Here is a 21,872-nt window from a genome sequence, read left to right on the forward strand (position 1 = left end):
AGAAGGTTGGTTCACGCGGAGACGCGGAGACGCGGAGACGCGGAGATCGAGATTGGCTGCGGCGCAGCCCTTCAACGCCGAAGCGGCTGCTCAGAGACGTACAGCCTGCGGCGCATCCTCTCTGCGTCTCCGCGTCTCCGCGCAAAAACCACCTTCTCAACTTCTTCTCCGCGCCTCCGCGTCTCCGCGTGAATCAACCTTCTTCACGTCCTCGCGTGAACAAGCTCTACAGCTCCACTCCCCGCGCCTTCCCCCAGGCCCGGGCGGCGGTGTATCCCAGATACCCGGTCCCGAAGAGCGCGTACAATGGCTCCGGGATCGCCGACAGATACGCCCCCATTCCCCGCGCCATCGCCGCAGCCGTCGCCGGACTGACGGCTGCGATGACGCCGATCGGGATGGACCAGAGCAGCAGCGCATACATTACGTAGAGGAATGCCGGGCGTGCGCGACTGACCCAGGGGTCCCGCGGCGTCATGCGATCCGCTCCGCGAGCCAGCCATACAGGAAGGCTTCGTTTGCCGGGCGACGTTCGGTAAGCGAGAGGTAGCGTTCGCCCTGCAACGCATCGATCGCCTTGACGAGAACCCGCTCGCCCGGCGTACCACGACGGATCAGGAAGGCATCCAGCGCGGCAAGCGTATGCGAACCGACCATCTGATCCACCGTCAGGTCCGCAAAATCGCTCGCCCCCCGGTTGAGCGCGTTGAGTGCGCGCTGGAGAAAACCGGTGGCCACCGCCGTTCCCATGTTGACGCCGGTATCGAACATCTCGGCGGCGAGCGCGGGAGCCCGCAGCGCGATCCGGTCGAAGCGCGGCGTGCGCCAATAAACCGTTTCATAGATTGCGGCGGCGACCGGCCGGGGCAGATCGCGGATCGCGCCGTGATAGCCATTGGCGCGCGCGACCGCCGTGGTTATGCCCCATCGCGTGGCCCCGCCCCGATCGGCGGGGTGATCGACATACCCCCCTTCGCGAGCGATGATCTGGTCGACAAGCGCGGCGATGGTCATGATGCGGCTCCCCTGCTGTGCAGGTCGGGGGATCATGGCATTTCCAAATAGGACAGCGAATTTTTTCGACGCCCGTCGCGTGGTTACGGATCAACGGGTTGCGTCGACGACGGGACTGTCCGCGTCCAACAGGCATGTTGCGCCCCGGCATGAGGCGCGGTATCGGGGCGCTATTCGCAAGGACCCGGTGCAAATCCGGGTGGCTATTCCGGCCGCCGATCCGCCGGACAACATGATACCGCACGCAACATCATCCCATCGCCATGACGCGATGCCGGTTCGTGCGGTCCATGCGGATTTTCTCCATGACCCTGTCCCTCTCCCGCTATCGTGCCGAATGGTACAGCGGTGCCGCCAATGCGCGCCGCGACGTGCTCGCCGGTATGGTCGGCACGTTCGCGCTAATCCCCGAAGTCATCGCCTTCTCCTTCGTCGCCGGCATCGATCCCGAAGTCGGCCTGTTCGCCTCGTTCGTCATCGGCATCGTCATCGCGGTGTTCGGCGGGCGGCCCGCGATGATTTCCGGCGCGGCCGGGTCGGTCGCACTGGTGGCGGCGGCGCTCGTTCATAGCCATGGCCTGTCCTATTTGCTCGGCGCGACGATCCTGGCGGGCGTGTTCCAGATCGTGTTCGGGCTGCTCAAGCTCGACGTGCTGATGCGCTTCGTCTCCAAGTCGGTGCGAACGGGCTTCGTCAACGCGCTGGCGATCCTGATCTTTTCGGCGCAGGTGCCGCAGATGCTGGGCGTCAGCTGGCACACCTATGCGATGATCGGGCTGGGCCTCGCGATCATCTACCTCCTGCCCCGCATCACGACCGCGATCCCCTCGCCGCTGATCTGCATCGTCGTGCTGACCGCGATCAGCATCGCCTTTCCGATGCCGTTGCATACCGTCGCCGACCTCGGGCGATTGCCGGCGTCGTTGCCGCACTTCGCTTTGCCCGCCCTGCCGGTCGAGTGGCGCACCCTCGGCATCATCGCGCCCTATGCGCTGGCGATGGCCGCGGTCGGCCTGCTCGAATCCCTCATGACCGCCAAGGTCGTCGACGAACTGACCGAGAGCAACAGCGACAAGGCGCAGGAATGCACCGGCCTTGGCCTCGCCAACGTCGCGGCGGGGATTTTCGGCGGCATCGCCGGCTGCGGCATGATCGGGCAGACCGTCGGCAACGTCCGCTATGGCGGGCGCGGGCGGCTGTCGACGCTGGTGGCGGGCGTCTTCCTGCTGGTGGTGATGGTGCCGCTACGCCCGTGGGTGGCGCAGGTGCCGGTCGCGGCGCTGGTCGCGATCATGATCATGGTATCGGCCAGCACCTTCGCCTGGGGGTCGCTACGCGATCTCGGCCGGCATCCCAAGGTGTCGGGGCTGGTGATGCTGGCGACCGTCGCGGTGACGGTGGCGACGCACGACCTGTCGATGGGCGTCGCGGTCGGCGTGCTGATGAGCGGCGTGTTCTTCGCGTTCAAGGTGACGCGGATGATGGACGTGACGGTGGGCTACGATGCCGCGACCGACACGCGAACGTACGACGTATCGGGGCAGGTGTTCTTCGCGAGTGCCGAGATCTTCGCGGACCGGTTCGACCTGCGCGACGATGCGGCACGGGTGCGGATCGACCTGACCGCGGCGCATTTGTGGGACATCACCGCAGTGGCCGCGCTGGAGGACGTTGTCTCCAAGCTGCGCGCGCATGGCATCGCCGTGGAGGTCGTCGGCCTGAACGCCGCGAGCAGCGTGCTGGTCGACCGCCATGCACCGCTGGTGCTGGGCTAAACACAAAAAAAAGCCCCTCCTCTTCAGAGGAGGGGTTGGGGTGGAGGAGTCATCGAGGGCTCACTCGGTGAGACATCACCCAACCCAACCCCTCCCCTGAAGGGGAGGGGCTCTCAGAAGAGGATCAGTACACCCGCTTCTTCGGCTTGATGTACTCCACATCATCCGTGAGCGTGTAGTCGTGGACCGGGCGATAATCGATGGCGGTCGCACCACCCACGCCGCCCCAGCCGGTGAAGGTCGTGATCGTGTGCTTCATCCAGCCGGCGTCGTCGCGATCCGGATGATCCTCGTTCACATGCGCGCCGCGCGATTCCTTGCGGTTCGCCGCCGAATCGATCGTCACCACCGCCTGCGCGACCAGATTGTCGAGCTCCAGCGTCTCGATCAGATCGGTGTTCCAGATCAGGCTGCGGTCGTTGACCTGCACGTCCGCCATCTTCTTGTAGATGCCCGACATCAGCGACTGGCCCTCGGTCAGCAGCGCGTTGTCGCGGAACACGGCGCAATGCTTCTGCATCGTCCGCTGCATCTCGCCACGGATTTCCGCGGTGGGGATGCTGCCTGACGCGTTGCGGAACTTGTCGAGGCGGGTCAGCGATAGCTCTTCCGACCCCTTGGGCAGCGGGTTATGCGTACCGTTGGGCTTGCAGATGTCGGCGATACGCTTGCCGGTCGCGCGACCGAACACCACGAGATCGATCAGCGAGTTCGAGCCGAGACGGTTTGCACCGTGGACGGAAACGCAGGCCGCCTCACCCACCGCGAACAGGCCCGGCACCACCGTGTCGGGGTTGCCATTGACGAGGTTGACGACCTCGCCGTGGAAGTTCGTCGGGATGCCGCCCATGTTGTAATGCACCGTCGGCGTGACCGGCAGCGGCTGGCGGGTCAGGTCAACACCCGCGAAGATCTTGCCGGTCTCGGTGATGCCCGGCAGCCGCTCGTGCAGCACCTTGGGATCGATATGGTCGAGGTGCAGGAAGATGTGGTCGCCGTTCTTGCCGACGCCGCGGCCTTCGCGCATTTCCATCGCCATCGACCGCGATACGACGTCGCGCGACGCGAGATCCTTCGCCGACGGGGCATAGCGCTCCATGAAGCGCTCGCCCTCGGAATTGGTCAGGTAACCGCCCTCGCCGCGCGCGCCCTCGGTGATGAGGACGCCTGCGCCGTAGATGCCGGTCGGGTGGAACTGGACGAACTCCATGTCCTGCAACGGCAGGCCGGCTCGCAGCACCATGCCGCCGCCGTCACCGGTGCAGGTGTGCGCCGAGGTCGCCGAGAAGTAGCAACGACCATAGCCGCCCGTCGCCAGCACGGTGTTGTGGCTGCGGAAGCGATGGATCGAACCATCCTCCATGCACAACGCCACGACGCCACGGCACTGGCCGTTCTCCATGATGAGATCGAGCGCAAAATATTCGACGTAGAAGTCGGCATCGTAGCGCAGCGACTGCTGGTACAATGTGTGCAGCATCGCATGGCCGGTACGGTCGGCGGCGGCACAGGTGCGCTGCGCGGGGGGACCTTCGCCCATGTTCTGCATCATGCCGCCGAACGGGCGCTGGTAGATGCGGCCCTCGTCCGTGCGGCTAAACGGCATGCCGGCATGCTCCAGCTCGTACACCGCGGCGGGTGCCTCGCGGACCATATATTCGATCGCGTCCTGGTCGCCGAGCCAGTCGGACCCCTTGACGGTGTCGAACATGTGCCAGGTCCAGTGATCCGGACCCATGTTGCCGAGCGATGCGGCGATGCCGCCCTGCGCCGCGACGGTGTGGCTGCGGGTCGGGAACACCTTGGTGATGCAGGCGGTCTTCAGCCCGTTCTGCGCGCATTCCATCACCGCGCGAAGGCCGGAGCCACCCGCGCCGACGACGACGGCATCATACGTGTGGTCGATGATCTTGTAAGCAGGGGCGCTCATGCGGCGGCTCCGAAGGCGACCTTGAGGATCGCGAAGATGGCAATCGCGGCGGTCGCGACGGTGAAGAAGTTGAGCAGCAGCATCGCGGCGACCCGCTTCTCGTCATGCTGGTAATCCTCGATCACCACCTGCAAACCCAGCCGGAAGTGATAGAAGACCGACACGATCAGCAGGATCATCGGAATCGCCGCCCAGCTGTTGCGCAACCAGCTGTGGACCGCTTCGTAATCGTACCCGGGCATGCGCGCGACGGCGAAGACGAACCAGAGCGTCAGGAACAGGTTCGACCCCGCGGTGACGCGCTGGCGCCACCAGTGATGCGCGCCTTCCTTGGCGCTACCGAGGCCGCGGACGCGGCCGATGCTGGTGCCTGAACCCATTACTTCATCCCCAGATAAAGCCAGAACGCCGCGGTCAGGACGAACCCGCCAGCGATCACGATCAGGCTGAACATCTTGTTGCGCTTCAGTTCGAATGCCGCGCCCGCATCCATGACGAGGTGGCGGACGCCGTTCAGCATGTGCGTGAAGAACGCATAGGTCATGCCGACGCCGACCAGCCAGCCGAGTACGTTCAGGTTGCCGGCATCGGTGGTGAACACGTCGCGGAACGTCGCATAGGCCTCCGCCCCCGCTGCGATCGCGGCCAGCCACCACACGAGCAGCACCGTGCCGACCGTCGCCATGCCGGACCCGGTCGCACGATGGAGGATGGACACCAGCATATGCGGCCCCCAGCTGTAGTGGAGCTTCAGGAAGCCCGAAAAGAGATGCGGGCTGCGCGGACGCGCCGGATTACGGGATGCCATGAACGGTCCTCGGGCAAAATCGAATGCATTGCCTATTAGGCCTGCCTTGCTGCGATGCAACCCATCGGCGCCACTCTAACTCCCCATTAACCACCCAGCGTTAGAACCGGCGACACAAACGTACGTCAATCGCCGGAGCCGCCCTTGTCCGACATCGCAATGCCACCGCCGGCCAGTATCGCCGCCGCGATCGACCTGAAGAGCCGCATCAAGGCTTTCGACGGAGGCGAGAACACGCTCGTCGAGCGCGCCGCCGAGCTGTGGACGATCATCGAACCCGATGCGGGCGACATCGTCGAGGCCTATTGGGCGCATTGGCGCCACGCCAATCCCGGTGCCGCCGAATGGACCCCGCTGGAGAACGAACGTCGCGTCACCGCCGGCGTCACGTATCTGCGCAACCGCTTCTGCCAGCTCGACGGCCGGCTGTGGGTCGAGTCGCTGGAGCGGGCGGTCGCCTCGGCATATCGTGCCGGTGTCTCGACGATGGAGGTACTGGCGATGTCCTGCGCCAGCGACCGCGCCGCGCTGAAGGCATTGCGCGCCCGCCTGCCCATCGATGATGCGCGCCAGCACGCGCTGACCGACGCGCTGATGCGGCTGTTCGGAATGGAAACCGAGCTGACCGTCGAATTGTTCGCCGGCTTTGCCGATTATAACGCCCGCATCGCCCGCGAACGCCTTGCATCCGAGTTTCGCGAGGGCATCGCGACCGCGGTCGAAACCGCGACCGATGAGGGTCATGCCTTGCGCGAGCAGGCCGAACGCAGCTCCGGCTCGGCGCGCGGCATGCTGGGCAAGGCGAGCGAAGTCGCTGCCGCCGCCGAACAATCCGCCGTCGCGATGCGCGAGGCCGCACAGACCGCCGCAGGCCTGATCCGCGCCATCGAGGACGCCCGTACCGAAGTGGAAGCCGCCGCCGAGATCGCCAGTCGCGCGAGCGTGCAGGCGACCAACGCGGTCGGCATGTCCGAGGCGTTGAGCGACCATGCCAAGTCGATCGAATCGATCCTGGGCCTGATCCGCGACATCGCCGGCCAGACCAATCTGCTGGCACTCAATGCGACGATCGAGGCGGCGCGCGCCGGCGACGCCGGTCGCGGCTTCGCCGTGGTGGCACAGGAGGTGAAGAGCCTCGCCAACCAGACCGCCCGTGCCACCGACGATATCGCCGCCAAGATCGCCTCGATCCAGTCGGCGACGCGATCGACCGTCGAGACCAACGCCAGCATCAAGACGACGGTGACCGAGGTACAGGAAAGCGCCGACCGCATCCGCTATGCGATGGAGGCGCAGGCGCAGACCGTCACCGCGATCACCGCAGCGGTCGACGAGACCGCCCTCGCCGCCGATTCGATGTCGAGCACGATCGCCGCGATCCGCGAGGATACCGAAACGGTCGCGGCCGAGATCGACAGCGTCGGCCGCGGTTTCGACCGGCTCGACGGACGATTGAACACCCTCAAGAACAGCGCCGGCGAATTCGTCGCAAAGGTCGCTGCGTGAGGACGGAGAGGATGACTGAATGGCACGCGCGTTGCTGTCGGAAACCGTAACGCCGGCGCGGCGCACGATCGTCGAGCACCTGGGCGAGTATGACTGGGACGGATTGATCGCGGAAGCCTGCCGCGACATCTGCACGCTGCTGGACGGAGAGGATTATCGCCAGATCGCCGATCGATTCTGGCGGCATTACCTCTCTTTGCCCGCGACCCGGCATATTCGCCATGTCTTCACGGCCGAGCGGCTGGAACGTCGCGTGCGCGAAAGCGCCCGTTATGCCTTCCTCAAATACAGTGCGCCGTTCGACGAGGCATGGGTGCGGGTCGCGATCCAGCATGCCGAACAGTCGATGCAATCCGGCGTGCCCCTGCCGACGCTGCAGGCGGCGCTGGCGCAATCGCACAGCTTCACCTTGGCGACGCTGGAGCAGCGTTGCGTCGGCGATACCCCGCGACTGATCCGGCTTTGCGACGCCGTACAGCGTACCGCGCTCGTCGAATCGGACCTGATGACCGGCCATCTCGCCACGTTGCAGGCCGAAGCGGCCCGACAGGAACGCCAGACGCGGTCCGCGGCGTTCCGCGAGAGCATCGCCACATCGATCGAAGGCGCGGCGACGCTCGGCGCGCGCATCCGCGTGCAGGCCAACGCCGCCTCCGCCTCGACCCGCGAGGTGCTGGGCAAGGCGAGCGAGGTCGCTGCCGCCGCCGAACAGTCCGCCGTCGCGATGCGCGAGGCGGCACAGACCGCCGCCGGGCTGATCCGTGCGATCGAGGACGCCCGGACCGAAGTCGATTCGGCCGCCGCCATCGCGCTGCGCGCCAGCGGCCATGCAGGCGACGCGGTGCGCGCGAGCGAAATGCTCAGCGATCACGCCCAGTCGATCGAATCGATCCTGGGCCTGATCCGGGCGATCGCCGGCCAGACCAACCTGCTGGCGCTGAACGCGACGATCGAGGCGGCACGCGCAGGCGACGCCGGCCGCGGGTTCGCCGTCGTCGCGCAGGAGGTGAAGAGCCTCGCCAACCAGACCGCCCGCGCCACCGACGACATCGCCGCCAAGATCGCCGCGATCCAGCATGCGACCCGCACGACCGTGGCGACCAACGCGAGTATCGAGGCGACCGTCGCCGAGGTACAGGAGAGTGCCGACCGCATCCGATTTGCGATGGAGGCGCAGGCCCACACCGTCACCGCGATTACTGCCGCCGTCGACCAGACCGCGCTGGCGGCGGACTCGATGTCGCATACGATCGATGCGATCCGGGCTGATACGCAGGCGGTGGCAGGCGAGATCGACAGTCTGGGCGCCGGCTTTGGCGAGGTGGGCGACCGGCTGGGCCAGTTGCGGGCATCGGCGGACAGCTTCTCGGCGAGCGTGGGCTAACCTCGATCCGCATCCGCAACGGGGAGTGGCGCGGCGAAGTTTTGAAAAAGGAGCTTCCTCCCCTCGGCAAGCCGGGGAGGATTCAGGTTGGCGCCGGCGGTGCCCCGGCTTAATGCCGCCGCCATGTCCATGCTCCTTACCGGATCGAGCCGCGGCATCGGCGCGGCGATCTTCGAAACGCTCACCGGCGCCGGCGCTGCCGTCATCGGCCACGGCACCCGTAGCGGCATCCCCGCCGATTTCGCCGACCCCGCCGCACCGCTGGCACTGTGGAAGGCCGCGCTCGATCAGGCAGGCGGAACGATCGATGTGCTGATCAACAACGCCGGCGTGTTCGAGGCCAATCCCCTCGACCGCGAGCATGACGACTGGGTCGCGGACTGGGAGCGGACGATGCGGATCAACCTGACCGCTTCCGCCGAACTCTGCCGCCTTGCCGTCCGCCACTGGCAGGAGCGCGGCACAGGCGGGCGTATCGTCAACATCGCCAGCCGCGCCGCCTATCGTGGCGACAGCCCCGCGCATTGGCATTACGCCGCCGCCAAGGCCGGCATGGTCGCGATGACCAAGACGATCGCACGCGGCTATGCGAAGGATGGAATCCTCGCCTTCGCGATCTGCCCCGGCTTCACGATGACCGGCATGGCCGACGATTACCTCGCCAGCCGCGGCGGCGACAAGTTGCTCGCCGACATCCCGCTCGGCAAGGTCGCCGATCCGCAGGAAGTGGCCGCGGTCGCCCGGTTCTGTGCGCTCGACGCGCCGGCATCGATGACGGGTGCGGTGCTCGACGTGAACGGCGCCAGCTATGTCCGCTGAATCGTGGAAGGTCACCCTGCCCTGCACCCGTGCCGAGGCGGAGGCGATCGACAGCGCGTCAGACCTTGCGATCGAGGCCGTGCTGATGACGACGGAGGAGGTCGAGGACGACGTCGAACGGTGGCGGCTCGATGCCTATATGGAGCATGAGCCCGATGCGACGATGCTCGCGCACCTCCATGCGCTGGTGCCAAGCGCCTCTGCCAACGATCCCGTCGTCGTGCGGCTTGCCGACGAGGATTGGGTCACGCTGAGCCAGTCCGGCCTCGAACCTATTCGGGAGGGACGCTTCGTGGTCCACACCAGTGCGCATCCGGCGGATGTGCCGGCAAGCGGCCGCGCTTTCCTGATCGAGGCGGGACAGGCGTTCGGCACCGGTCACCACGGCACGACCAGCGGCTGCCTGGCGATGCTCGACGCGCTGGAGGTGGCTGGCGCGCGTTTCGCCAAGGTGATCGACGTCGGCACCGGCACCGGCCTGCTCGCCTTCGCCGCGGTCGATCTCTGGCCGCAGGCGCAGGTGGTCGCCACCGATATCGATCCGGTTGCGGTGGACGTGACGCGCGAGAATGCCGCCTTGAACGCCATCGAGGACGTCGACCTGTTCGTCGCGGACGGCGCACGTCATCCGGACATCGATGCGCAGGCCCCTTTCGACCTCGTCATCGCCAACATCCTCGCTGGCCCGCTGGTGTCGATGGCGCCCGAACTCGCAGCGATCGCCGATGCGGGTGCGACGATCTTGCTCGCCGGCCTGCTGGAAACGCAGCGCGAGACGGTGGTCGCCGCCTATGCGGCCTGCGGCTGCACGCTGGACGCGATCGATCGCCGCGGCGACTGGACCGTCCTGCGCCTCACCGCCGGGGCGGAGCGATACGTCCCGACCGCGCCGTTCGATCCCAACGGCCGCGACGGCTGGGCGCTGGATCTGTAAGCCCACACCGGCCGATGGTCGTCATTCCCGCGCGGTCGGGAATGACGATCGTGAGGCGAACATTACCCCCGCGCCTTCATCCGCGCATACCGCTGCGTCCCGTGCGTCATGACCTCGTCGCCCGCGACGATCGCCGCGACCGGAATATCGTCCTGCGCCTTCAACTGCTCGTACAACGGGGCGAAATCGGTTTCGACCGTTACCCGCAACAATTCGTCGAAGCTCGGGATCACGAAGTAATTCTGCTGGAAATCGTCGATCCGGTATTCGGTCCGCATCACCCGCGCGATGTCGAACCCGATCCGGTTGGGGCTGGGATCGTCGAGCGCGAACTGGCTTTCGGCATAGCTCGACACGATGCCCGAACCATAGATCTTCAGCCCGTCGCCTTCGCGGATCAGGCCGAATTCGACGGTGTACCAGTACAGCCGCCCCAGATATTTCAGCGCATCCAGCCCCAGCGCGCGCTGACCGCCACGGCCATAGGCTTCCAGATAATCTGCGAACACCGGGTCGGCGAGCATCGGCACATGGCCGAAGACGTCGTGGAACACGTCGGGTTCCTGCAAGTAATCGAGCTGGTCGGGCCGCCGGATGAAGTTGCCCGCGACGAAGCGCCGGTTGGCCATGTGATCGAAGAACACGTCGTCCGGCACCAGCCCCGGCACCGCCACAACCTGCCACCCGGTCAGCTTCATCAGCCGTTCGGACAGCTCGGCGAAATCGGGAATGCCCGGCTTCGACAGCTTGAGCACATCCAGCCCGCGCAGATACGCCTCCGATGCGCGCCCCGGAAGCAGTTGGGATTGACGCGCGAACAGGGTATCCCAGGTCGCATGATCCTCGGCGCTGTAATGCTGCCAGTCCTGATCGATCGTCCAGTCGGTCGCGGCACCGTTGGGGGGCGTATCGAGAGCGTGCGATTCATCTGCCATGACCAGGGCCTAGCATAAGGTTTCGAATGATACCAAGTCGTGTTCCCGCCATGATCCTGCACCGCTGGCTGGGCCGCGCGGCGATGCTGCTGGCGCTGCTGCTTGGCGGATACGGGACCGCGGGGCTGATCGGCGGCGCGATCCCGGCGAACGCGGGTTGGCGGCCACCGGCGCAGGGCGTGCGCATCTACGTCGAATCAAATGGAATCCACGTCGGCATCGTCGTGCCCAAGGTTGCTGGCGGCATCGACTGGCGCGGCCTGGCGCCGGGAGCAGACCTCGCGGACCGGCGTTATGCCGGTTATGACCATCTCGCGATCGGCTGGGGCGAGCGCGCCTTCTTCCTCGACACGGCTACCTGGGCGGACTTGCGCCCACGCACCGTCCTCACCGCCGCACGCGGCAGCGATGCGACGCTCTTGCACGTCGAGCACGTCCCCGCGCCCCGACTGGCCGGTAACGTGCGCAGCATCGTATTGCGTCCGGCCGAATACCGCCGCCTCGCGGCATACATCCGGGCCAGCTTCGCGCCCTCGCGCGAGCGGCATCGGGGTTACGGCGCCAACGACGCCTTTTACGCTGGCACCGGCCATTACGACGCGATCCACACCTGCAACGCATGGGTCGGCGATGCACTGCGTCAGGCCGGCATACGCGTCGGTCGCTGGACCCCGTTTCCGGTGACGGTGCTCGGATGGTTCTAGCCCGATTGCAGGCCGGCCTCGCCCGGTGGCAGGACCGGACGCCGCCGCACGCGCGGATCGGCACCGGCTTCCTGGCGCCGCCACCACCGCCCAAGGCGTTGGCGGCAAGCGAAGTCCCGCGCGTCGCATGGATGCTGGCGACCCGCTGGCGTCATGCCGCCGCGCTGGCGGCGGTGCCGCAGGGGCGCGGCGGCGCGGTGATGATCCTGCCCGGGCTGTTCGACGCCGACGGGTCCAGCATCGTGCTGCGCCGCTTCCTCACCGGCATCGGCTATCGTGCGGAAGGCTGGGGTCTGGGCCGCAACCTCGGCATCAAGAGCGTCGGTATCGATGCCGAACGCCTGATCGCCCGGGTCGAGGCGCTGTACGCGCTGGCAGGCCCCGTCACGCTGGTCGGCGTCAGTCTGGGCGGCATCATGGCGCGGCTCGTCGCCCACCGCCGGCCGGAACTGGTCGCGCGGGTGGTGACGGTCAGCTCGCCCTACGCCGGCAGCGGCCGCGCCACCAACGTGTGGCGCGCATTCGAATGGGCGACCGGCGAGCGCGTCGACGACCCTGCCGTGATCGCCCGCAGCGAAGCGATCGCCGCGCCGCTCCCCGTTCCCTGCACCGCGATCTGGAGCCCGCGCGACGGCTTCGTCAACGGCTTCATCTGCCATGATCCGAGCGCACGGGCGGTCGAGGTGAACAGCGGCCATCTCGGCGTGCATATCCACCCCGAGGTGCTGATCGCGGTGGCGGCGGCGCTGGCGGACGATGCGGTGGTGCAGGACCGGTAGGGACGGCTCCGTCGCTCGCCCTCCAGGCCGCAGATCAATACCCCGCGCGATACCCCGAATATTCGCACGCGCGGCGGTCGTCGGGATGCTGGCGGCACTGCTTCGCCGCCTCCTTGCGCTCGCGGCCTTCCTTCGCCTCCTGCTTGCGCATCTTGCGGCCGTAGTTCCGGTCCGCCTCCTCCTGGCTCGTCGTCGTCCAGTCGACCGCCTTGCCCGCGACCTGGAACGGCGCCTTCACGATCGAGGCGGCGGTGCTGATGCAGCCGCCCGTGGCGAGCAGCAGGGGAAGACACACGAGGGGAGCGATACGCATTTACCGATGATCCTTTACCGCACGGCGGGTTTCCACGCCTGTTAGCGGGTAATCCGTGAAGAATCCGTCGATTCCAAGGCGCAGCGCGGACGCGATCTCGGCTGCGATATCGCCGTGTGCCCCCGGCGCCTCGCCGCGACGAAACCGGGACGGCAGAAAGGTATTTTCGGCACGATACGTCCACGGGTGCACCCGCAGCCCCGCCGCATGCGCGTCCGAAACCAGCGTCGTCGGCGCGTCGCCCGACCAGAGCTGCGCCTTGTCCGGCCCCAGCCCGTAGGCATAGGTCGCGATCTGACGCAGCCCGGCCGGCGTCAGCATCGCAGCATAGGACGACGCCGCACCGTCCGCCGGCCCACCCTGCCCCGCCACGAGCTGGATCAGCCGCACCGTCGTCAGCGCATGGATCCGCTTCAGGTTCGCCACCTCGAACGACTGGATGAAGACCGGCGCGTCGGCGCTGTCCCATCCCGCCGCCTTCAGCTGGTCGACCAGCAGGCCGTCGGTGGGATGGCCGATCCGCGCGAAATACGTCGGGTGCTTGGTCTCGGGATAGATGCCGACGTGCCGCCGCCTCGCCAGCGCGTTGATCTCGGCCAGCGTCGGCACTTCGAATTGCCCGTCATATCGGGTGTTGTCGGCACGCAATTGCGGCAGGCGCTCCTTCGCCCGCAACGTCTTCAGCTCGGCCAGCGTGAAGTCCTCCACGAACCAGTCGGTCAGCACCTGCCCGTCGATCGTCTTCGTCGTGCGGCGCGAGGCGAACTCCGGATGCGCCGCAACGTCGGTCGTGCCGCCGATCGCATTCTCGTGCCGCGCGACCAGCACGTCGTCCCTGGTCGGCACCAGATCGGGCTCGATGAAGTCCGCGCCCTGATCGATCGCCAGTTCATAGGCGGCCAGCGTATGTTCGGGTCGCGACCCGCTCGCGCCACGATGGGCGATGACGATCGGGGCGGACAGGGGCGCGGTCATTGCGCGATCCTGCCCGTGTCCGGCGGTCGACGCCAGCACCCCGGCAGTGAGAGCGATTCGCAAAGCGGAAACCATCATGGCCAGACGCGTTAGGGCCACGATCCTACACGGGTGAGACACCCGAACTCTGCGAGGCGGCGCATGCATTTCACCATCAACGGCCAACCTTACGAAGCCGAACCCGATATCCGCACCTCGCTGCTCGATCTGTGCCGCGAACATCTCGGCCTGACGGGCAGCAAGAAGGGGTGCGATCACGGCCAGTGCGGCGCGTGCACGATGCTGGTGAACGGTCGCCGGATCAATTCCTGCCTCAGCCTCGCGGTGATGCATCAGGACGACGAGATCACGACGATTGAGGGCCTCGGCACGCCCGACAACCTGCATTCGCTGCAATCCGCCTTCGTCCGGCATGACGGCTATCAATGCGGCTATTGCACCCCCGGCCAGATCTGCTCCGCGGTGGGCATGCTCGACGAGGTGCGGAAAGGCTGGGCGAGCCATGTGTCGAGCGACCTCGACGCGCCGAAGTTCGACGATGGCGAGATCAGCGAACGGATGAGCGGCAATCTGTGCCGTTGCGCCGCCTATCCGAACATCGTCGATGCGATCCGGGAGGTCGCGGAGGCCGAGGGCGTCGTCGATATCGCCCTTCGCCACAAGGTGGAGGCAGGGGCATGAAGACCTTCACCTACGCCAAGGCGGATAGCGCCGACACCGCCGTGCGTGACGCCCATGTCTCCGGCGCGAAATATATCGCCGGCGGCACCAACCTGCTCGACCTGATGAAATTGCAGGTCGAGACGCCGGAAAAACTGGTCGACATCAGCCGGCTTCCGCTGGGTGAGATTGAGGAACGCGAGGACGGCGGGCTGACGATCGGCGCGCTGGTGCCGAATTCCGACCTCGCTGCCGATCCGCGCGTCATCGAAAAATACGAGGTGCTGAGCCGTGCGCTGCTCGCCGGCGCGTCGGGACAGTTGCGCAACAAGGCCTCGACCGGCGGCAACCTGCTCCAGCGGACACGCTGCTACTACTTCTACGACACCGCCACGCCCTGCAACAAGCGCGAGCCCGGCACCGGCTGTTCGGCGATCGGCGGCTTCAACCGCGTGCTGGCGGTGCTCGGCACGTCGGAACATTGCATCGCGACGCACCCGAGCGACATGGCGGTGGCGATGCGCGCGCTCGATGCGACGATCATCACGCAAACGTTCGATGGCGATAAGCGCCGCATCTCGATCCACGACTTCTACCGTCTGCCCGGCGACACGCCCAATATCGAGACTGTGCTGCAACCGGGCGAACTGATCACCCATGTCGAGCTGCCCGCCCCGCCAAAGGGGAAGCAGGTATACCGCAAGGTCCGTGACCGCGCCTCCTACGCCTTCGCGCTCGTCTCGATCGCCGGCGTGGTCGGCGTCGAGGATGGCAAGATCGCCACCGCGGCCCTCGCCTTCGGCGGCCTCGCCCACATGCCGTGGCGTAACCCGGCGGTAGAGGCGGCGCTCATCGGTCAGGCGCCCTCGGACGCGGTGTTCGACGCCGCCGCCGACATCCTGCTGGCGGACGCCCGGGGCTATGGCTCGAACGACTTCAAGATCCCGCTCGCGCGGCGGGTCCTGATCGCCACCCTGCGCGATCTGACGGGAGAATAAGGCATGTTCGGCTTCGGCAGCGGCGACACTAACTCGCTCACCATGAACAAGAGCCACCCGGAAAGCCTGCTCGACACGTCGGCGCAGGACATCATCGGCAAGCCGATCGACCGGATCGACGGCCCCAAGAAGGTGTCGGGCAAGGCGACCTATGCCGCGGAATACGCGCTCGATAACGTCGCCTACGGCTTCCTCGTCCGCGCCACCGTCGGTTCGGGCAAGATCAAGACGCTCGATGCGGAGCGGGCCAGGGCGATGCCGGGCGTCATCGACGTCATCACCGATTACGCCAGCTTCATCCGCAATCCCCAGCAGGGCGGCGAAACGACCGCACCGACGCAAGGGGTCGAGACCGTCGCCTATCACGGCGAGATCATCGCGATCGTCATCGCCGAAAGCTACGAGGTCGCCCGCGACGCCGCGATGCAGGTGAAGGTCGACTACGAACCCGGCGAAGGCCGCTACAGCTTCCTCGCCCACCGCGAAGAAGCGGAAAAGCCCAAGCCGCAGCAGATCCCGCCGCACCACAGCCAGGGCGACATCGACAAGGCGATGGCGGAGGCGACGCACACGATCGACGTCACCTACACCACCCCCAGCCAGAACTCCGCCGCCATGGAACCGCACGGCAGCCTCGCGGTATGGGAAGACGGCGCGCTGACGCTGTACGGTGCATACCAGATGCCCGCGTCGGACAAGCAACAGCTCGCCAAGGCGCTCGGCGTGTCGGCGAGCAAGGTGCGCATCGTCGCGGCTTATGTCGGTGGCGGCTTCGGATCGAAGCTCGGTATCGCCCCCGAAAGCGTCGCGGCGGCGATCGCCGCCAAGCGCCTGAACCGGCCCGTGAAGGCCGTGATGGCGCGCCAACAGGTGTTCGACGCCACCGTCCGCCGCTCGAACACCGAACAGCGCATGCGTTTGGGAGCCGACGCCAACGGCAAGCTCAGCGCGATCGGCCATGAGACGATCACGTCGAACCTGCCGGGCGAGGATTTCTTCGAACCGGCCGGCATGGCGACGCACTTCCTCTACGAGGGCGAGAACCGCCTGATCACCCACGACATCGTCCGCCTCGACTGGCTGCTGTCGGGATCGATGCGTGCACCCGGAGAGGCGGTCGGCCTGATCGCGCTCGAAGGCGCGATGGACGAACTCGCTGAGGTGATCGGCATCGACCCGATCGAACTGCGCAAGCGCAACGAGCCGGCGGTCGATCCCGAAAAGAACATTCCCTATTCGTCGCGCTCGCTGATCCCCTGCCTCGACGCCGGCGCGGCGAAGTTCGGGTGGCGCAACCGCAAGCCTGCCGGCACCGATCGTCGCGGCGACTGGTTGTACGGCATCGGCGTCGCCTCAGCGGCCCGCTCGAACATGCTCCAGAAATCCGCCGCCAAGGTGTCGATCGATGGTCAGGGCAAGGCGATCGTCGAGACCGACATGACCGATATCGGCACCGGCACCTATACCATCCTTGGCCAGATCACCGCCGAGATCCTGGGCTTGCCGATCGAGGACGTCACCGTCCACCTCGGCGATACCGATGCGCCGGCGGGAGCGGGGTCGGGCGGGTCGTGGGGCGCGGCCTCGTCCGGCTCGTCGGTCTATCTCGCGTGCGAAGCGCTGCGCAAGAAGATCGCCAGGGCGATGGACGTGGATGAGGCCGGCATGACGCTGAAGGACGGCCTCGTCATCGCCGAGAACCGCAGCGTGCCGTTGCGCGAACTGGTCGGCAAGGGCATGGAAGCGACCGGCGAAATCACCGGCGGCCATCAGGAAAAGACGTTCAATCAGGCGAGCTACGGCGCGCATTTCTGCGAAGTCGCGGTCAACGCCGTCACCGGCGAGGTCCGCGTCAAGCGCATGCTCGGCGTCTTCACCGCCGGTCGCATCCTCAACGAAAAGACCGCACGGTCGCAATGCCTCGGTGGCCTGACCTTCGGCATCGGTGCGGCGCTGTCGGAAGAACTGGTCCACGATCCGCGCAACGGCAAGGTGGTGAACCGCGACCTCGCCGAATACCACATCCCGGTGAACGCGGACGTGCCGCAGCTGGAGGTCGAATTCCTGTTCGAACGCGATATCCAGGCCAACCCGCTTCACGCCAAGGGGCTCGGGGAACTGGGCATCTGCGGCGCCGCGGCGGCGGTCGGCAACGCGATCTACAACGCCACCGGCGTACGGGTGCGCGATTATCCGCTGACGCTCGACAAGCTGCTGGACGGTTTGCCGGCCATCTGACCTCTGCTCACAGGTGTGCGATCAGATTGCCCACATCCTCCGTCACCCCGGACTCGTTCCGGGGTCCACGGTGCGGCAAGGGAAGGACTGGAGGCTCCAGCGTTTCCGCTGCCGTACGGTGGACCCCGGAACAAGCCGGTGTTGACGACACATTTCTGACAAGCCGCGAGAGGCACGATCTTTGCCCGACGCCTGCACCATCCTACATTAGCCGTACCCCGCTCCGGGCAAGGACCAGATGCGCATGACCGACATGATGATGGACCGGGCGCACCGCCCCGCCGGCCTCGCGCGCGCGACGCAGAACCTGCTCGGCCAACCGATCCCCCGCGTCGAGGGGCCGGCCAAGGTCACCGGCACCGCTACCTACGCCTATGAAGCCGCACCCGACGGCACCGCCTACGCCGCCATCGTCGGCACCCCCATCGGCAGCGGGCGCGTGACCCGCATCGATACGTCCGCAGCCGAAGCCCTGTCGGGCGTCATCGCGATCATCCACGACGATCCCCGCATCGTCTCCGGCGGCAGCAACTCGCAGGCGCAGGCGCACAGCGATACCGACACCATCTTTCACTATGGCCAGCCCGTCGCGATCGTCGTTGCCGAGGATCAGGTGATTGCCCGCGAAGCCGCCGGACTGGTCGTCGTCCACACCGAACCCGGCCAGAACCGCTTCGATCGCGACGCACAACCGGTGCAGACCGATCACGGCATCGGCTTCCTTCCCGCGATCGACATCGGCGATCTCGACTCGGCGCTTGCCGATGCCGAGGTTACGCTCGACCAGAGCTACACCACCCCGGTCCATTTTCCCGCCGCGCTCGAACCGCACGCCAGTACGGTGTCGTGGGATGCCGGCAAGCTCACCGTCCGCACCAGCAATCAGGTGATCGGCTCCGCCAGCGGCACGATCGCCACCGCCCTAGGGATCGACAAGAGCAATGTCCGGGTCCTCGCCCCCTTCGTCGGCGGCGGCTTCGGCGGCAAGACCGGCGTCGGGCCGGAGGTGATCCTCGCCGCGATCGCCGCCGACCGGATCGGTCGCCCGGTCAAGGTCGCCCTGCCCCGCGCGCAGACGGCCTATCTCGTCCACCACCGCTCCGCGACGACGCAGCGGGTCCGCATCGGCGCCGACCGCAAGGGCCGCATCACCGCGTTCGCGCACGAAGGGGTCGCCGCGCAAAACGACGATGCCAGCTTCCTCGAACCCATCCCGTTCGGCTCGCTACCGCTCTATGCCGGCGCGAACCGCCGCTTCCGCACCGACCTGATCCGCCTCGATCTGCCCGCCACCGGCGCGGTGCGGGCGCCGGGCGAGGCGATCGGCACCTTCGCGGTCGAAAGCGCGATGGACGAGCTGGCAGAACGGCTCGATATCGATCCCGTCGAATTGCGGCGCATCAACGAACCCACCGTCGATCCGGTCAACGGCAAGCCCTTCTCCACCCGTCGCCTGCTCGACTGCTACGACGAGGGCGCTCGCTGCTTCGGCTGGGATGTCCGCGAAAAGCGCCGCGATGGCGAATGGCTGATCGGCCACGGCATGGCGGCTGCATTGCGCGGCAACTTCACCGTCAATGCGCAGGCGCGCGTGCGTCTGGACACCGAAGGTCGTGCGGTGGTCGAATGCGACATGACCGACATCGGCACCGGCACCTACACCATCCTCGCGCAGACAGCGGGAGAGATGCTCGGCCTGCCGGTCACATCGGTCGACGTCCGCATCGGCGACAGCGACCTGCCCGCCAGCGCCGGTTCCGGCGGGTCGTTCGGGGCGGGCAGCGCCTGTTCGGCGACGGTGCTGGCGTGCGAGGACATCATCACCGAACTCGCCCGCCGGATGAACGCCGCGCCCGAAGACCTGACGTTGCACGATGGCTGCGTCACCGCCGGCGGCCGCAGCGTCGCGCTCGCCGACCTGATTCGCGGCGACCCGATCGTCGCCACCGGCAAGACCGGTCCCGGCGCGGAAACCAAACGTACCAGCCAGGCGAGCCACGGCGCCCATTTCGTCGAGGTCGCGGTCAACGCCGTCACCGGCGAGGTCCGCGTCCGCCGCATGCTCGGCGTGTTCGACATCGGCCGCGTGCTGAATGCGAAGACCGCCGCGAACCAGCTGATCGGCGGCATGGTCTGGGGCCTGTCCTACGCACTCGGAGAGGAGGCGGTGGTCGACACCCGCAACGGCCATTTCGCCAACCCGGACTTCGGCGAATACCACGTCGCCGTCCATGCCGACGTGCCGAAGATCGAGGTGCATTTCATCGAGGAGATCGACGACAGCGCCAATCCGGTGGGAGCGAAGGGCGTCGGCGAACTCGGTATCTCGGGAGCCGGCGCGGCGGTGGCCAACGCGATCTACGATGCGTGCGGGGTACGCGTGCGCGACTTCCCGGTAACGCTGGACAAGCTGCTGGCGGGATTGCCGAACCCCTGAATCATTCCTCCCGTGCCAGAGGGAGACAAGCAACGAACGTGGTCGCTCGCGGAACCGCCCCCTCCACCATTCGCTACGCGAACGGTCCCCCTGCCTCGCTTCACGAGGGAGGACCTGGAAAGAAGAACATGGCCGAAAACGATTCCGTCCTCACCGCCGCCCGCAACTGGCGGAACGAACCCCTCGCCCTCGCGACGGTCGTCTCCACCTGGGGCTCGGCCCCCCGCCCGCGCGGCAGCCACATGCTCGTCCACGCCGACGGGCGGTTCGAAGGCTCCGTCTCCGGCGGCTGCGTCGAAAGCGACATCCTTCAGACCGCCGCGGACGTCATCGCCGGCGCGCCGTTCCAGCTCAGGAACTACGGCGTCGCCGATGCCGCGGCATGGGAAGTCGGCCTGCCCTGCGGCGGTGAGATCGCGGTGATGGTGCAGCCGGTGTCCGCGGCAGGCTTCGATCCCGAACTGTTCGATCGCATCGCCGAAGCACGCGACCACGGTCAGGCGCTCACCGTCACCACCGATCTCGCCACCGGCCACAGCGACCTGCGTCCGGTCGAAACGGGCGAGGTGTTCGTCAACCGCTACGACCCGCCGCGCCGGTTGCTGATCGTCGGCGCGGTCCAGATCGCGCAGGCGCTCGCTGCGCTGGCCACCACGCTCGGCATCGACACGACCGTCATCGACCCGCGCGCGCGCTTCCTCACCGAAGAGCGCTTTCCCGGCGTCACCCTCGACGACCGCTGGCCGGACGAGGCGATCGAGGCGCTGAAGCCCGGCCCCTCCACCGCCGTCGTCACGCTCAGCCACGATATCAAGATCGACGATCCCGCGCTGATCGCCGCGCTCGCCTTCAACGCCCCCTATGTCGGCGCGCTCGGCAGCCGCCGCAGCCACGCCGCCCGCCGCGAACGCCTCGCCGCCGCAGGGCTGTCGGCGGTTCAGATCGACCGCATCGACGCGCCGGTCGGCATCGATATCGGCGCGATCGGTCCATCGGAGATCGCGCTGTCGATCGCCGCCGCGATGGTGGGAGCGTTCCATGATCGCCGCTGAGGATTGCGTCCTCGTCCTCCTTGCCGCCGGCCGTTCGCTCCGCATGGGTGACGTCGGCAGCAAGCTGGACGAGCCGTTCCTCGGTCGCCCGCTCGGCCTGCACGTCGCGGTGGCGCTGGAGGACATACCCTTCATGGAGCGCGTCGCGGTCGTCGGTCAGGCGGATTGCGATTACGCCGCGCACGGCTTTACCATCGTCCGCAACGACGACCCTGGTCTCGGGATGGGCCGATCGGTTGCGCTCGGTGTGGACTGCGCCCGCGCACGCGGGGCGAAGGCGGTGGTCGTCGCCCTTGCCGACATGCCGCGCGTCACCGCCAGCCACATCTATACGTTGCTGGATGCCGCAGATGGCGAGGACGCCGTCGTCGCCTCCAGCGACGGCCGTTCCCCCAAGCCCCCGGCCGTGTTCGGCCGCGCGCGGTTCGACACGCTGCTGACGCTGGAGGGCGATGCCGGCGCCCGCGACATGGTCCGCGCCGGCAAGCACGTCGTGACGAACCCCGCGGAACTGATCGACGTCGACACGCCGGAGGAACTGGAGCGGTTGCGGGCGCTGGTGAACGCACCGGAGGCGTATACCCGGCGCCGTCACACCTGAAGGCGTTTCC

Annotated in this window: 21 protein-coding genes and 1 other annotated feature; of the genes, 13 read left to right on the forward strand and 8 right to left on the reverse strand. The window is 67.2% G+C overall.

All coding sequences use genetic code 11. The annotated features are described in order from the left end of the window. Positions 1–226: 226 nt before the first annotated feature. Both NF699_06695 and NF699_06700 read right to left on the reverse strand, forming a co-directional pair. Positions 227–478: a holin family protein gene (locus NF699_06695; GenBank protein USU06344.1), complete on the reverse strand. Its 252-nt coding sequence runs from the start codon at positions 476–478 to the stop codon at positions 227–229. Continuing rightward, on the reverse strand, positions 475–1,014 hold the full coding sequence (locus NF699_06700; protein ID USU06345.1) for an N-acetylmuramidase: 540 nt from the start codon (positions 1,012–1,014) through the stop codon (positions 475–477). Before NF699_06700 ends, NF699_06695 begins: the two co-directional genes overlap by 4 nt. Before the next feature lie 177 nt (positions 1,015–1,191). Continuing rightward, positions 1,192–1,247, forward strand: a sequence feature (sul1 is cis-regulatory element that is thought to sense ions involved in sulfur or methionine metabolism; They are found in Alphaproteobacteria). Positions 1,248–1,319: 72 nt separating this feature from the next. Here NF699_06700 and NF699_06705 point away from each other — a divergent pair. After that, positions 1,320–2,789: a SulP family inorganic anion transporter gene (locus NF699_06705; GenBank protein ID USU06346.1), complete on the forward strand. Its 1,470-nt coding sequence runs from the start codon at positions 1,320–1,322 to the stop codon at positions 2,787–2,789. A 124-nt stretch (positions 2,790–2,913) separates the two neighbouring features. Here the strand turns inward: NF699_06705 and sdhA are convergent, their stop codons facing one another. From sdhA to sdhC, 3 genes are read right to left on the reverse strand one after another with little or no spacing between them, the layout of a single operon-like run. Beyond that, a complete protein-coding gene (sdhA, locus tag NF699_06710) occupies positions 2,914–4,719 on the reverse strand; it encodes a succinate dehydrogenase flavoprotein subunit (protein ID USU06347.1) in 1,806 nt (601 codons plus the stop codon). Further along, on the reverse strand, positions 4,716–5,099 hold the full coding sequence (gene sdhD / locus NF699_06715; GenBank protein ID USU06348.1) for a succinate dehydrogenase, hydrophobic membrane anchor protein: 384 nt from the start codon (positions 5,097–5,099) through the stop codon (positions 4,716–4,718). Before sdhD ends, sdhA begins: the two co-directional genes overlap by 4 nt. Further along, positions 5,099–5,527, reverse strand: a complete 429-nt coding sequence (sdhC, locus tag NF699_06720) for a succinate dehydrogenase, cytochrome b556 subunit (GenBank protein ID USU06349.1) — start codon at positions 5,525–5,527, stop codon at positions 5,099–5,101. The genes sdhD and sdhC overlap by 1 nt, the downstream gene beginning before the upstream one ends. Before the next feature lie 159 nt (positions 5,528–5,686). On the opposite strand from sdhC, the gene NF699_06725 reads away from it, so the two are divergent. From NF699_06725 to NF699_06740, 4 genes are all read left to right on the forward strand, one after another. Continuing rightward, positions 5,687–7,033: a methyl-accepting chemotaxis protein gene (locus NF699_06725; protein USU07021.1), complete on the forward strand. Its 1,347-nt coding sequence runs from the start codon at positions 5,687–5,689 to the stop codon at positions 7,031–7,033. 724 nt (positions 7,034–7,757) lie between these two features. Next, entirely contained in the window at positions 7,758–8,417 is a 660-nt protein-coding gene (locus NF699_06730; protein ID USU07022.1) for a methyl-accepting chemotaxis protein, read from the forward strand. Between the two features lie 123 nt (positions 8,418–8,540). Continuing rightward, positions 8,541–9,236, forward strand: a complete 696-nt coding sequence (locus NF699_06735) for an SDR family oxidoreductase (protein ID USU06350.1) — start codon at positions 8,541–8,543, stop codon at positions 9,234–9,236. Then, positions 9,226–10,170 (forward strand): 50S ribosomal protein L11 methyltransferase, encoded by a 945-nt coding sequence (locus NF699_06740; GenBank protein ID USU06351.1) that lies wholly within the window; start codon positions 9,226–9,228, stop codon positions 10,168–10,170. Before NF699_06735 ends, NF699_06740 begins: the two co-directional genes overlap by 11 nt. A gap of 62 nt (positions 10,171–10,232) precedes the next feature. Here NF699_06740 and phhA read toward each other — a convergent pair whose 3' ends face one another. Continuing rightward, positions 10,233–11,105, reverse strand: coding sequence for a phenylalanine 4-monooxygenase (gene phhA / locus NF699_06745; GenBank protein ID USU06352.1), 873 nt, complete (start codon positions 11,103–11,105; stop codon positions 10,233–10,235). Between the two features lie 50 nt (positions 11,106–11,155). Between phhA and NF699_06750 the strand changes: the two genes are divergently transcribed. Next, positions 11,156–11,809, forward strand: coding sequence for a TIGR02117 family protein (locus NF699_06750; GenBank protein ID USU06353.1), 654 nt, complete (start codon positions 11,156–11,158; stop codon positions 11,807–11,809). Next, positions 11,800–12,588 (forward strand): alpha/beta hydrolase, encoded by a 789-nt coding sequence (locus NF699_06755; GenBank protein ID USU06354.1) that lies wholly within the window; start codon positions 11,800–11,802, stop codon positions 12,586–12,588. Before NF699_06750 ends, NF699_06755 begins: the two co-directional genes overlap by 10 nt. A 34-nt stretch (positions 12,589–12,622) precedes the next feature. Here the strand turns inward: NF699_06755 and NF699_06760 are convergent, their stop codons facing one another. Together NF699_06760 and NF699_06765 are read right to left on the reverse strand one after the other, a co-directional pair. Further along, positions 12,623–12,901: a hypothetical protein gene (locus tag NF699_06760; GenBank protein ID USU06355.1), complete on the reverse strand. Its 279-nt coding sequence runs from the start codon at positions 12,899–12,901 to the stop codon at positions 12,623–12,625. After that, the gene (locus tag NF699_06765) at positions 12,902–13,876 is read right to left on the reverse strand and encodes a glycerophosphodiester phosphodiesterase (GenBank protein ID USU06356.1); all 975 of its coding nucleotides are present in this window, start codon (positions 13,874–13,876) and stop codon (positions 12,902–12,904) included. A 141-nt stretch (positions 13,877–14,017) separates the two neighbouring features. On the opposite strand from NF699_06765, the gene NF699_06770 reads away from it, so the two are divergent. From NF699_06770 to NF699_06795, 6 genes are all read left to right on the forward strand, one after another. Further along, positions 14,018–14,557, forward strand: a complete 540-nt coding sequence (locus tag NF699_06770) for a 2Fe-2S iron-sulfur cluster-binding protein (GenBank protein USU06357.1) — start codon at positions 14,018–14,020, stop codon at positions 14,555–14,557. Beyond that, positions 14,554–15,534, forward strand: a complete 981-nt coding sequence (locus tag NF699_06775) for a xanthine dehydrogenase family protein subunit M (protein ID USU06358.1) — start codon at positions 14,554–14,556, stop codon at positions 15,532–15,534. Before NF699_06770 ends, NF699_06775 begins: the two co-directional genes overlap by 4 nt. Before the next feature lie 3 nt (positions 15,535–15,537). Continuing rightward, complete coding sequence (locus NF699_06780; protein USU06359.1) at positions 15,538–17,772, forward strand: xanthine dehydrogenase family protein molybdopterin-binding subunit; 2,235 nt, start codon at positions 15,538–15,540, stop codon at positions 17,770–17,772. 244 nt (positions 17,773–18,016) lie between these two features. Then, a complete protein-coding gene (locus NF699_06785) occupies positions 18,017–20,209 on the forward strand; it encodes a xanthine dehydrogenase family protein molybdopterin-binding subunit (GenBank protein ID USU06360.1) in 2,193 nt (730 codons plus the stop codon). Between the two features lie 128 nt (positions 20,210–20,337). After that, on the forward strand, positions 20,338–21,261 hold the full coding sequence (locus tag NF699_06790; GenBank protein ID USU06361.1) for an XdhC family protein: 924 nt from the start codon (positions 20,338–20,340) through the stop codon (positions 21,259–21,261). Further along, a complete protein-coding gene (locus tag NF699_06795; GenBank protein ID USU06362.1) occupies positions 21,248–21,862 on the forward strand; it encodes a nucleotidyltransferase family protein in 615 nt (204 codons plus the stop codon). The genes NF699_06790 and NF699_06795 overlap by 14 nt, the downstream gene beginning before the upstream one ends. The last annotated feature ends 10 nt before the right edge of the window (positions 21,863–21,872 follow it).

This window comes from Sphingomonadaceae bacterium OTU29LAMAA1 (assembly GCA_024072375.1).
Classification (GTDB): Bacteria; Pseudomonadota; Alphaproteobacteria; order Sphingomonadales; family Sphingomonadaceae; genus Sphingomonas.